The sequence below is a fragment of the Bradyrhizobium sp. USDA 326 genome (genome assembly GCF_049739485.1).
GTDB lineage: Bacteria > Pseudomonadota > Alphaproteobacteria > Rhizobiales > Xanthobacteraceae > Bradyrhizobium.
Window position 1 is genome coordinate 7,685,020 of sequence record NZ_JBMGQA010000001.1, and the last position, 11,351, is coordinate 7,696,370.

Here is an 11,351-nt window from a genome sequence, read left to right on the forward strand (position 1 = left end):
CGCGGCGTACTCTGTTAGTCCAGAGCGGTCGGATGCAGCGCCGGTCGATATCCGGCGCTGAACGCCCGCAGCGTCGACGGGGGCGTCAGCAGCATCGGACGCTCCAGCGCGTGGTCGGCGCGGGCGTAGCCGGCCGGCGACCAAAGCAGCGGCTGGCCTTTCATCACAAGAAAGCTCTGCTCGCCCTGCTGCACCATCGCGCCGTCGGGTAAGTCTGCGAGCGGCCCTCGCAGCGCGTGCAACCGCTTGCGGCCACGATCGAGACGCTCCAGGTGCAGCTTTGCGTCCATCGCCTTTGCGCTCACCTTGCTTGCGCCGTTTCCCCTCTCCCATGCCGCGCGAAACCGGTTGGCATCGTCACGCCGGCAGAAGAAGCATGGGCGATGTCCGGCAGCAAAGGCAGTGGCTTCATCGAGGAAGAACAGCTCGGTCCAGCTCCGCCGCGCCATCACCGGCCGCCGCCAGCCGCGGAACTCGCACAGACAAATGATCCAGGCCGGCGACGACCATCGCTTCTTCAGCAGCGTCTTCGTTGCGGGATCGTGGATGATGCCGCGGTTGCCGGTGAACAGGCCGCGATGCGGCGTGGCGATGATGTCGCCGGTCGGGGTGACACGGTTTTGCAGGGGCATGGTGCCTCGACCGGTCATTGCGAGGAGCGGAGCGACGAAGCAACCAGATTGCTTCCGCGGAAAGATTCTGGATTGCTTCGCTGCGCTCGCAATGACCGGAATGATCACGCCGCGCCGTCACGCAGCGGCGGGTGGTAGGACAGCGCGGTGTCCCAGGGGAAGAAGATCCAGGTGTCCTGCGAGACTTCCGTGATGAAGGTGTCGACCAGGGGGCGTCCCATCGGCTTGGCGTAGACGGTGGCGAAATGCGCATCGGGCAGCATCTCGCGCACCAGCCTGCCGGTCTTGCCGGTGTCGACGAGGTCGTCGACGATCAGGAGCCCCTTGCCGGTGCCGCCGCCGAGCTTCATCGCCGCTTCGGAAATGCCCTTGAGGACCTGGAGCTCGCCCTGCTTGTTGTGGTCGTAGCTCGCGATGCAGACCGTGTCGATCACGCGCACGCCGAGCTCGCGCGCCACGATCGCGGCCGGCACCAGGCCGCCGCGGGTGATCGCGATCACCGCGTGGAACGGACCGACTTCGTTGAGCCGCCAGGTCAGCGCCCGGCAATCCCGGTGGAACTGGTCCCACGAGACCGGAAAGGCCTTGCCTGCCCGCTCCTGCGCACTCAGCTCCGGTGCTTCACCAGCCATCGTCGTCTCCTGCTTCGTCCGCCGGCAAAGTCACTGCTAGCGGTTGATGTTCAATCCCGCCAGCATTTCCTTCACCGCGGCCATCGCCGCGGCCAGCTTCTCCGGATCGCGCGAGCGCACCACCAGATTGGTGTTCGGCTTCTGCTCCTCGTCCATGAAGGGATAGCTGCCGATGATGGTGTCGGGATGGGCCGTGGCGATCGCCCGCAGCGGGCCGCCGATGTCGCCCTCGCGCGCATTGGCGCGGACCGATTCGGAGAGCATGCGCACGCCCGATTTCAGCTTGGGCGAGACGATATCCATCATCGCCTGCATGATCGACGGCACGCCGGCCATGACGATGACGTTGCCGATCTTGAAGCCGGGAGCGAGAATGGTGGCACTCTGGATCAGCTCGGCACCGTCGGGGATGCGGGCCATGCGCAGGCGGGCCTCGTTGAGGTCCTGCTCGCTCCAGCGCTCGCGGAAGCGGGCGACGACCTCCGGATGGTGATCGATACCGACGCCGAACGCCTTGGCCACGGCATCGGCGGTGATGTCGTCATGCGTCGGGCCGATGCCACCCGTGGTGAAGACGTAGCTGTAGCGATGCCGCAGTGCGTCCAGGGCGGCGATGATGTCGGCCTCGTCGTCGGAGACGATCCGGACCTCCTTCAGGTCGATGCCGATATTGGTCAGGTATTCGGCGATGAAGCCGATATTCTTGTCCTTGGTCCGGCCGGACAGGATTTCGTCCCCAATGACCAGAATGCCCGCCGTGACGATGTCGCTCATGCCTTAAGTCCCTCACCTGTGACGCCGACTTTGCCGAGGTAACACGTTGAAGTCACGCAGTTTTGCTTCTGAAATAAGCAGTCCTCAGCCATTTTTTCAGGCAAGCCGCCGGCCGTCCCCGGCAAATGCCCCTCCTCCATGCTTATCGCGCTGGCCCGGCCCTTGCTACCTCCTACGGAAGTCATGCACTCTTCACGGCATGGCCATAGGACGTTGCGGTCCTCAGCAAGGCCGAAACGACCTGATCAATGGCGCAACGCCTTGGGGGAGAACAGTCGGATTCTATGGCAGTCGCGTTTGACGAAATGAATATTCCCGGCGGAGACCTTCGCCCCGCTTATCAGGAGCTGGCGCGCTGGCTCGAGGAAACGCCGCCCGAAGCCCTCGAATATCGGCGCCAGGAGGCCGAGCTCCTGTTCCGCCGGATCGGCATTACCTTCGCCGTCTACGGCGATTCCGAGTCGACCGAGCGCCTAATTCCCTTCGACGTGATCCCGCGGATCATGTCCGGCAAGGAATGGGCGCGACTGGAGAAGGGCCTGAAGCAGCGCGTGCGCGCGCTCAACATGTTCCTGCGCGACATCTATCACGGCCGCGACATCCTCCGCGCCGAGATCGTACCCGACGATCTGATCTTCCAGAACCCGGTGTTCCGCCCGGAGATGAACGGCCAGCAAGTGCCGCATGACGTCTACGTGCACATCGCCGGCATCGACATCGTCCGGGTCGACGCCGAGGACTTCATCGTGCTGGAGGATAACGCCCGCACCCCCTCGGGCGTGTCCTACATGCTGGAGAACCGCGAGATCATGATGCGGCTGTTTCCGGATCTGTTCGCCCGCCACAGGGTGGCGCCGGTCGAGCGCTATCCGGACGAGTTGCTCGCAGCCCTGCGCTCGGTCGCGCCGCTGAGCGCATCCAGCGAGCCGACCGTCGCCCTGCTCACGCCCGGCGTCTACAACTCCGCCTATTACGAGCACTCGTTCCTCGCCGACAAGCTCGGCATCGAGCTGGTCGAAGGCCGCGACCTCATCGTCAAGAACAACGAAGTGTTCATGCGAACGACGGAAGGGCTGAAGCGGGTCGACGTGATCTATCGCCGTGTCGACGACGATTTCCTCGATCCCCTCACCTTCCGTCCCGATTCCGTGCTCGGCGTCCCCGGGCTGATGTCGGCCTACGCGGCCGGCAACATCACGCTCGCCAACGCCGTCGGTACCGGCATCGCCGACGACAAGGCGATCTACTCCTACATGCCTGATATCGTGAAGTTCTATCTCGGCGAGGAGCCGATCCTCAAGAACGTGCCGACCTGGCGCTGCCGCGAGCCGAAGGACCTCGCCTATGTGCTGGACAATCTGAGCGAGCTCGTCGTCAAGGAAGTGCACGGCTCCGGCGGCTACGGCATGCTGATCGGCCCCGCTGCGACCAAGGCGACGATCGAAGCGTTCCGCGACAAGCTCAAGCGCGAGCCGGAAGGTTTCATCGCGCAGCCGACGCTGGCGCTGTCGACTTGCCCGACCTGCACCGCATCCGGCCTCGCCCCGCGCCACGTCGACTTGCGTCCCTTCGTGCTCACGGGCAGCAAGAGCACCACCATCGTGCCCGGCGGGCTCACCCGCGTCGCGCTCAAAGAAGGCTCCCTGGTGGTGAATTCAAGCCAGGGTGGCGGCACCAAAGACACCTGGATCCTGGACGAGTAGAGAGATGCTGTCGCGTACCGCCGAAAACCTCTACTGGCTCGCCCGCTACGTCGAGCGGGCCGAATATCTCGCGCGCACCATCGATGCGACGTTGCGCGTCACCGCGCTTCCCGCCGCCTATATCGGCAAGACCAATGAATGGGATTCGGCGCTGCTCACCGCCGGGGTCGCCGCCAGCTTCTATCAGGCCTATGAGGAAGCCAACGAACACAACGTCGTCGAGTATCTCTCGTTCTCGATGGACAATCCGTCCTCGATCAGGAACTGCATCGAGGCGGCGCGGCTGAACTCGCGCTCGGTGCGCACCGCGCTCACCAGCGAGATGTGGGACACCATCAATTCGGCCTGGATCGAGCTTCAGGCGGTCTGGAGCAAGGGCGCCTCGACGCGCGAGGATCTCGCCAAATTCCTCCGCTTCGTGCAGGAGACCTCGCTGCGCTTCGACGGTTCGGCCTACCGGACCATGCTGCGCAACGACGCCTATTGGTTCTCGCGGATGGGTGTGCACCTGGAGCGCGCCGACAACACCGCGCGCATTCTCGACGTGAAATACCACGTGCTGCTGCCCGAGGAGGAGCATGTCGGCGGCCCGCTCGACTTCTATCAATGGAGCTCGATCCTGCGCTCGGTCTCGGCGCTGACCGCCTATCACTGGGTCTACCGCGAGACGCTGAAACCGTGGCTGATCGCGGATCTCCTCATCCTCAACGACACGCTGCCGCGCTCGCTCGCCAGCTGCTACGGCAATCTCGTGCGCAACCTCGACCAGATCGGCGTCGCCTATGGCCGCCAGGGCCCGGCCCAGCGCCACGCCCGCGGTATCCGCAACCGGCTGGAACACAGCAACATGGACGACATTTTCCAGCATGGCGTGCATGAATTCATTCAGGAATTCATCACGGACAATTCCAGGCTGGGCGAGATCATCACGAAGCAGTATTTGATCTGATACACGCCGTCATTCCGGGATGGTCCGAAGGACCAGATCCGGAATCTCGAGATTCCGGGTTCGATGCTGGCGCATCGCCCCGGAATGACGACGCAAGAACAACGGTCCACCATGCGCCTGCGAATCCAGCACACCACGACCTATCGCTACGAGCCGCCGGCGACCAGCGTGATCCAGATCCTGCGCATGACGCCCGGCAGTCATGATGGGCAGTACGTCGCGGAATGGCAGATCGACGTCTCCACCGACACCAAGCTCGACATGCATGAGGATGCGTTCGGCAACGTCATCCACGTGCTGTCCTGCGGGCCTGTCGGCGACATCAAGATCACCGCCGAAGGGCTGATCGAGACCCACGACACCGGCGGCGTGCTGCGCGGCACGGACGAGCGTTTCCCCGCCGGGATGTTCCTGCGCTCCACCGACCTCACCTCCGTCAATCCGGCGATGACGGCGGTTGCGCGCCAGTTGCGCAGCGAGGCCGAGAGCGACACGCTGGGCTTCCTGCACACCTTGATGACGCAGATTGCCGATCACATGACGTTCGACGAGGACCCTACCAACAGCGGCACGTCGGCGGCGGAGGCGTTCGGGCTCAAGCGCGGGGTCTGCCAGGATTACGCGCACATCTTCATCGCCTGCGCCCGCGCCGGTGGCGTGCCGGCGCGCTTCGTCTCCGGGCACTTTCTGCGATCGGACGACACGATGCACCAGGAGGCCGGCCATGCCTGGGCGGAGGCTTACGTGCCGGATCTCGGCTGGGTCGGATTCGATCCCGCCAACAGCATCTGCGCCACCGACGCCCATGTCCGCGTTGCGATCGGGCTCGACTATCTCGGCGCAGCCCCGGTGCGTGGCACGCGCTATGGCGGCGGCACCGAAACGCTGGCGGTGGCCGTGAAGGTCGAGCAGGCCGGCCGCGGCGGGCAGTCGCAATCGCAGTCCCAGCGGCAGAGCTAGGCGCTGCGGGCCGAGCGCATGCTCCGTGCTACAATTGCAGGATCAGATCAGACCAGCGAGGTAGTCCATGGCGACTGTAAAACTGCTTTCGGACGACGAACTCTCCGCCGACGCGCGTGCCGTTTTCGACGACATCCGAAAGGTGCGGAAATCGGATTTCGTCAACAATTTCTGGCGGGCGCTGGCGCATGATCCGAAGACGCTGCGGCGGACCTGGGAGAGCATCAAGGAAGTGATGGCTCCTGGTGCGCTCGATCCCAAGGTCAAGGAAATGCTCTACGTCGCGGTCTCGATCGCCCATGGCTGCAGCTACTGCATCCATTCGCACACGGCCGCGGCACGGGCCAAGGGCATGACCGAGGCCGAATATGGCGAGCTGCTCGCCATCGTCGGCATGGCCGCGGAGACAAACCGGCTGGTCACGGCGCTCGGCGTTCCCGTCGACGAGGCGTTTCTGGTCGATGCCGCGGATTGAGGTCGGAGCGGAACGCTAAGCCGATTCCTCGTCATTCCGGGGCGCGCGTAGCGCGAACCTGGAATCCATTGATCCACCAACTCTGCGGCCCAATGGATTCCGGGCTCGCGACTTCGTCGCGCCCCGGAATGAGCCGGAATCGGGGGGTTGGACCGGACCTCGAAATTGGCTAGTAATTCCGCGCAAACGCGTTCGGGGACTGGAAATGACCTATTGTTGCGGAATCCTGGTTCGGGACGGTCTGGTGATGATCGCCGATACCCGCACCAATGCCGGCCTCGACAACGTCTCGACCTTCCGCAAGCTGCACATCTTCTCCAAGCCCGGCGAGCGCATCATGGCGATCGCCAGCGCCGGCAACCTCGCCATCAGCCAGTCGGTGCTCTCGACGCTGACCGAAGGCCTGGAGGATCCCAACACGGGCGAGATCGAGACGCTGATGAACGCGCCGACCATGTTCCAGGCCGCTCAGCGCATCGGCCGGGCGATCCGGGCGGTGCATGCCACCGAAGGACCGGCGCTGAAATCCGAGGACGTGTCCTTCGACGTCTCCTTCCTGTTCGGCGGCCAGATCAAGGGCGCGCGCATGCGTCTGTTCATGGTCTACACCGCCGGCAATTTCATCGAATGCACCACCGACACGCCCTACCTGCAAATCGGCGAGCACAAATACGGCAAGCCGGTACTCGACCGCGCCATGCATTACGACGTCGAGCTCTACGAGGCGCTGAAGACCGGTCTGATCTCGATGGACTCGACCATGCGCTCGAACCTCGGCGTCGGTCTGCCGATCGACGTGCTGGTGGTGCGCACGGACGCCTGTGAAGCCGATCTCAACCACCGCATCGAGGCGGGCGAGCCTTATTTCCACGATTTGCGCTCGCGCTGGTCGGCGGCATTGCGCGCCGCGCACCAGAACATTCCGCGCCCGCCCTACAAGAACGAAAAAGAACCCAAAACCTGACAGCAGAAGAGAAAAGGCAGGAAACGATGAGTGAAGCGAAAAAGATCGCCCTGGTGACGGGCGCCGGCACCGGCGTCGGGCGCGCAGCATCGCTGGCGCTGATGAACACCGGCTTCACCGTGGTGCTCGCAGGCCGCCGGCTCGACATGCTCGAGGAGACGGCGAAGCTCGGCCCCGCCGGAAAGAGCCTCTGCGTCACCGCCGACATGACCAAGCCGGACTCCATCGCCGCGCTGTTCGACAAGGTGAAGACGACCTATGGTCGCCTCGACGTGCTCTTCAACAATGCCGGCATGGGCGCGCCGGCCGTGAACTTCGAGGACCTCAGCCTCGAACAATGGCAGGCGGTGGTGAACACCAACCTCACCGGCCCGTTCCTGTGCACCCAGCACGCCTTCCGCATCATGAAGGACCAGACCCCGCGCGGCGGCCGCATCATCAACAACGGGTCGATCTCGGCGCATGCGCCGCGGCCGTTCTCGGCCGCCTACACCTCGACCAAGCACGCCATCACGGGCCTGACCAAGGCCAGCAATCTCGACGGCCGCATGTACGACATCGCGGTCGGCCAAGTCGACATCGGCAATGCGGCGACGCCGATGACGGATCGCATGGTCAACGGTCCCGGCGTGCTGCAGCCCGACGGCACGACCAAGCACGAGCCGCGCATGGACGCCAAGGCAGTCGGCGATGCCGTCGCCTACATGGCGAGCCTGCCGCTCGACGCCAACGTGCTGACCATGACGGTGATGGCGACCAAGATGCCGTTCGTCGGACGGGGCTAGTCGCCGCTCTCGTGCCCAGGGCGCAGCGCGGCATGCCATGACGCGCTGCTGAGCCGGGGCCCATGTCTCCGCGATTCGGTTCTTGGCTTTCTGGATCCCGGCTCTGCGGCGCACCGCTTGCGCGCTGCACCACGTCCGGGACACGAAACCTTCCCTACTCCAAACTCTCCACCCGCCGCAGGCTCGGGAACAGCTTCATCCAGAGCAGCGCCACTGCGACAGTGGCAACGCCGCCGAGCACGGCGGCGGGCATGGCACCGAGCAGTGCCGCCGCTACCCCGCTTTCGAACTGGCCGAGCTGGTTCGAGGCGTTGATGAAGAGGAAGTTCACCGCGCCGACGCGGCCGCGCATCTCGTCGGGCGTTGAGAGCTGCACCAGCGAGAAGCGGATCACGACGCTGATCGTGTCGGCCGCGCCCAAGACGGCGAGCGACAGCACCGACAGCCACATCCAGGACGACAGCGCGAACACGATCGTGGCGAGGCCGAACACGATCACGGCCTGGAACATGCGCAGGCCTACATGTCTCGAGATGGCGTGACGCGCCAGCACCACGGTCATCAGGAGCGCGCCGACCGCCGGCGCCGCGCGCAGCACGCCGAGCCCGACCGGGCCGGCCTGCAGGATATCGCGGGCATAGATCGGCAACAGCGCGGTCACGCCGCCGAACAGCACGGCGAACAGGTCGAGCGAGATGGTGCCGAGGATCGCCGGATTGCTGCGGATGAAGCGGACTCCGGCGAAGATGTTGTCCGAGTTCGTCCCCTCCTTCGCGATCGCCTGGGGGCGCGGCCGGATGAAACCGGTCAGGATCATCCCAAGAATCCAGAACAGCACCATCACGGCATAGGCAAGGTGCGGGGCGACTGCATAGGCGAAGCCCCCGAGGGCAGGCCCGGTGATGGTCGCGACCTGCGCCGCACCGCTGGAGACGGCGGTGGCGCGCTGCAGCGATCCCTGCGGCGCGATCAGCGGCAGCAGCGCCGCGGTGGTCGGGCTCTCGAAGGCGCCGGCAATGCCGAGCACGAAGGTCGCGATGAAGATCTGAACCTCGCCGACCGCGCCGACATAGGTGATGATTGCGAGATAGAGCGCGGTCGCGGCCTCCACGAGCTGGCAGAGCTGGACCACGCGCTTGCGCTCGTAACGGTCCGCGGCATGGCCGGCTACGAACACCAGAAACGCGGTGGGCAGGAACTGCACGAGGCCGACCATGCCGAGGTCGAACGCGGAGCCGGTGAGGTCGTAGATCTGCCAGCCGATCGCGACCGCCGCAATCTGGCTGGAAAAGCGCGACAGGCTGCGCGAGAGCAGGAAGAACAGGAAGGCGCGGTGGCCGAGCAGGGCGCCGGCGCTGACCGGCGGATTTTCGGATATTGGCTGCTCTGGCATCGCCTCTTCGGTCACCCCGGACTGTCCGTCCTGATCTTGATCGGCCTCCGCGTGGCTGAGGCTTACCCGCTTGTCAACAACGAGCCGCTTCCGGGCCCGGTCGGCATTGCCTTTGCAACGCAGACGCGGCCATAATCATTGAAGGTTTGGGGACATCATGCTTCGGCTGCAATCGGCACTCGGCATTTTCGCATTGCTGCTGATCGCCTACGCGCTGGCGGAGAATCGCCGCGCGGTGTCGCTGCGCCAGGCGGCGATCGGCGTCGCCGCGACCTTCGTCACCGCGGTCGTGCTGCTGAAGCTGCCGGTCGTCGCCCATGCCTTCGGGACCATCAACGACGCGGTCGGCACGATCTCGGCGGCCTCCCGCGCCGGCTCCGCCTTCGTGTTCGGTTATATCGGCGGCGGCGCCCTGCCGTTCGATCTGAAGGTGCCGGGCGCCGACTTCATCCTGGCGTTCCAGGCATTGCCGATCGTACTGGTCATGAGCGTGCTGACGACGCTGCTGTTCTATTGGCGGGTGCTGCCACCGATCGTGCGCGGCATGGCCTGGCTGCTCGAGCGCACGCTCGGCGTCGGCGGCGCCGTCGGGCTGTCGACCGCCGCCAATGTCTTCCTCGGCATGGTCGAGGCACCGCTGTTCGTGCGGCCGTATCTGGCACAGATGACCCGCAGCGAGTTGTTCCTGGTGATGACCGGCGGCATGGCGGGCATTGCCGGCACGGTGCTGGTGCTCTATGCGACGCTGCTTGCGCCCCTCATCCCCGACGCCGCCGCGCATTTCGTCATCGCCTCGGTGCTGGGCGCGCCGGCCGCGATCCTGGTCAGCCTGATCATGGTGCCCGAGACCTCGGACAAGCGCACCGGCGGCGCGCTGGAGGATCCCTGGGTCGCCAGCGATCCCGGGATGAATGTGTCCGGCACGATGGACGCAATCGTGAAGGGTACCACGGCCGGCCTCGAATTGCTGCTCAACATCGTCGCCATGCTGCTGGTGCTGGTGGCGCTGGTCTATCTCGTCAATGCCATCCTCGGCCTCTTGCCGAACATCGGCGGCGCCGCGGTCTCGTTGCAGCGCCTGCTCGGCCTCGTCATGGCGCCGGTGTGCTGGCTGATGGGATTGCCGTGGAATCAGGCGATCACCGCCGGCAGCCTGATGGGCACCAAGACCGTGCTCAACGAATTGATCGCCTATGTCGACTTCTCGAAGCTGCCGCCCGACGCGCTCGATCCGCGCTCGCGCCTGATCGTGCTCTACGCGATGTGCGGCTTCGCCAATTTCGCCAGCCTCGGCATCATGATCGGCGGCCTGGGCGTGATGGCGCCAGAGCGGCGCGAGGAGATCAACGCGCTCGGGCTGAAGTCGATCGTGTCGGGTACGCTGACCACGTGTCTGATGGGAGCGCTGGTGGGGGTGCTGGCGTAGACTCTCTCCACTCGTCATTGCGAGCGAAGCGAAGCAATCCAGAATCCTTCCGTGGGAACGGTCTGGATTGCTTCGTCGCAAGAGCTCCTCGCAATGACGACGGAAGAAGCCCCTACGCCTTCAACTCCACCGTCTTGAACTCCGCGGGCAGGATCACCTCCAGCAGTTCCACGTCGTCCGAATAGTCCAGAATCATGTGCTTGATCTTCGGCGGCTGGGTCCAGGCGCTACCTTGCTTCATCAAGGTCTCGCCCTGCCCGTCCATATAGGTCTTCACCCAGCCCTTGAGCACGTAGACCATCTGGAATTCGACGTCGTGATAGTGGAGCTTGGACACCTCGGCCGGATTGCAGGGGCCCTGCAAGCGGATCACATGTGCCTGTGCGAGGCCATCGGTCGCGTCGGCGATCCCGAGATCGCGGTACTTGGCATAGGCGCGCAGGCCGTCGGCCTTGAAGTCTTCCTCGCGGTGATGGCTGATGGCGATGCGCTGCTTCGGCCGCACGGGCTTCTTCGGAGCCACGGTGCGCGCCTTCGCCTTCACCGCCTTGCGCGCCGAGGATCGCGCCGCGGCCTTCACGCCGCTCCGCTTCTTCACGGCGGTCTTCGTTGCGGGCCTTGATGCCTTTTGCTTGGCCATTGTCTGCCTCCCTGATCT

12 protein-coding genes are annotated in these 11,351 nt (G+C 64.9%); 7 read left to right on the plus strand and 5 right to left on the minus strand.

The genetic code is table 11. The features are described from left to right. Positions 1-14: 14 nt before the first annotated feature. The 3 genes from ABIG06_RS36575 to ABIG06_RS36585 all read right to left on the minus strand — a co-directional run bounded on the left by ABIG06_RS36575 (position 15) and on the right by ABIG06_RS36585 (position 2,038). A complete protein-coding gene (locus tag ABIG06_RS36575; protein ID WP_124162265.1) occupies positions 15-632 on the minus strand; it encodes a hypothetical protein in 618 nt (205 codons plus the stop codon). Positions 633-736: 104 nt separating this feature from the next. Next, positions 737-1,264, minus strand: coding sequence for a xanthine phosphoribosyltransferase (gene gpt / locus ABIG06_RS36580; protein ID WP_124162266.1), 528 nt, complete (start codon positions 1,262-1,264; stop codon positions 737-739). 36 nt (positions 1,265-1,300) lie between these two features. After that, the gene (locus ABIG06_RS36585) at positions 1,301-2,038 is read right to left on the minus strand and encodes a competence/damage-inducible protein A (protein ID WP_124162267.1); all 738 of its coding nucleotides are present in this window, start codon (positions 2,036-2,038) and stop codon (positions 1,301-1,303) included. Between the two features lie 284 nt (positions 2,039-2,322). Between ABIG06_RS36585 and ABIG06_RS36590 the strand changes: the two genes are divergently transcribed. The 6 genes from ABIG06_RS36590 (at position 2,323) to ABIG06_RS36615 (ending at position 7,874) form a co-directional block, all read left to right on the plus strand. Then, on the plus strand, positions 2,323-3,741 hold the full coding sequence (locus tag ABIG06_RS36590; protein ID WP_370140471.1) for a circularly permuted type 2 ATP-grasp protein: 1,419 nt from the start codon (positions 2,323-2,325) through the stop codon (positions 3,739-3,741). A gap of 4 nt (positions 3,742-3,745) precedes the next feature. After that, on the plus strand, positions 3,746-4,690 hold the full coding sequence (locus tag ABIG06_RS36595; protein WP_124162268.1) for an alpha-E domain-containing protein: 945 nt from the start codon (positions 3,746-3,748) through the stop codon (positions 4,688-4,690). A gap of 111 nt (positions 4,691-4,801) precedes the next feature. Then, complete coding sequence (locus ABIG06_RS36600; protein WP_370140472.1) at positions 4,802-5,650, plus strand: transglutaminase family protein; 849 nt, start codon at positions 4,802-4,804, stop codon at positions 5,648-5,650. 67 nt (positions 5,651-5,717) lie between these two features. After that, on the plus strand, positions 5,718-6,125 hold the full coding sequence (locus tag ABIG06_RS36605) for a carboxymuconolactone decarboxylase family protein (RefSeq protein ID WP_370140473.1): 408 nt from the start codon (positions 5,718-5,720) through the stop codon (positions 6,123-6,125). A 205-nt stretch (positions 6,126-6,330) separates the two neighbouring features. Further along, on the plus strand, positions 6,331-7,089 hold the full coding sequence (locus ABIG06_RS36610; RefSeq protein WP_035678903.1) for a proteasome-type protease: 759 nt from the start codon (positions 6,331-6,333) through the stop codon (positions 7,087-7,089). A 26-nt stretch (positions 7,090-7,115) separates the two neighbouring features. Next, positions 7,116-7,874, plus strand: coding sequence for an SDR family oxidoreductase (locus ABIG06_RS36615; RefSeq protein ID WP_319330426.1), 759 nt, complete (start codon positions 7,116-7,118; stop codon positions 7,872-7,874). Between the two features lie 154 nt (positions 7,875-8,028). Here ABIG06_RS36615 and ABIG06_RS36620 read toward each other — a convergent pair whose 3' ends face one another. After that, positions 8,029-9,267: an MFS transporter gene (locus ABIG06_RS36620; RefSeq protein WP_370140474.1), complete on the minus strand. Its 1,239-nt coding sequence runs from the start codon at positions 9,265-9,267 to the stop codon at positions 8,029-8,031. 157 nt (positions 9,268-9,424) lie between these two features. Between ABIG06_RS36620 and ABIG06_RS36625 the strand changes: the two genes are divergently transcribed. Beyond that, positions 9,425-10,693, plus strand: coding sequence for a NupC/NupG family nucleoside CNT transporter (locus ABIG06_RS36625; RefSeq protein WP_370140475.1), 1,269 nt, complete (start codon positions 9,425-9,427; stop codon positions 10,691-10,693). A gap of 112 nt (positions 10,694-10,805) precedes the next feature. Here ABIG06_RS36625 and ABIG06_RS36630 read toward each other — a convergent pair whose 3' ends face one another. Further along, positions 10,806-11,333 (minus strand): cupin domain-containing protein, encoded by a 528-nt coding sequence (locus ABIG06_RS36630; protein WP_124162274.1) that lies wholly within the window; start codon positions 11,331-11,333, stop codon positions 10,806-10,808. Positions 11,334-11,351 lie beyond the last annotated feature (18 nt).

Coding starts and splice junctions, on each gene's coding strand:
- ABIG06_RS36575 (WP_124162265.1), bottom strand. CDS start 632: ATGCCCCTGCAAAACCGTGTCACCCCGACCGGCGACATCATCGCCACG.
- gpt (WP_124162266.1), bottom strand. CDS start 1,264: ATGGCTGGTGAAGCACCGGAGCTGAGTGCGCAGGAGCGGGCAGGCAAG.
- ABIG06_RS36585 (WP_124162267.1), bottom strand. CDS start 2,038: ATGAGCGACATCGTCACGGCGGGCATTCTGGTCATTGGGGACGAAATC.
- ABIG06_RS36590 (WP_370140471.1), top strand. CDS start 2,323: ATGGCAGTCGCGTTTGACGAAATGAATATTCCCGGCGGAGACCTTCGC.
- ABIG06_RS36595 (WP_124162268.1), top strand. CDS start 3,746: ATGCTGTCGCGTACCGCCGAAAACCTCTACTGGCTCGCCCGCTACGTC.
- ABIG06_RS36600 (WP_370140472.1), top strand. CDS start 4,802: ATGCGCCTGCGAATCCAGCACACCACGACCTATCGCTACGAGCCGCCG.
- ABIG06_RS36605 (WP_370140473.1), top strand. CDS start 5,718: ATGGCGACTGTAAAACTGCTTTCGGACGACGAACTCTCCGCCGACGCG.
- ABIG06_RS36610 (WP_035678903.1), top strand. CDS start 6,331: ATGACCTATTGTTGCGGAATCCTGGTTCGGGACGGTCTGGTGATGATC.
- ABIG06_RS36615 (WP_319330426.1), top strand. CDS start 7,116: ATGAGTGAAGCGAAAAAGATCGCCCTGGTGACGGGCGCCGGCACCGGC.
- ABIG06_RS36620 (WP_370140474.1), bottom strand. CDS start 9,267: ATGCCAGAGCAGCCAATATCCGAAAATCCGCCGGTCAGCGCCGGCGCC.
- ABIG06_RS36625 (WP_370140475.1), top strand. CDS start 9,425: ATGCTTCGGCTGCAATCGGCACTCGGCATTTTCGCATTGCTGCTGATC.
- ABIG06_RS36630 (WP_124162274.1), bottom strand. CDS start 11,333: ATGGCCAAGCAAAAGGCATCAAGGCCCGCAACGAAGACCGCCGTGAAG.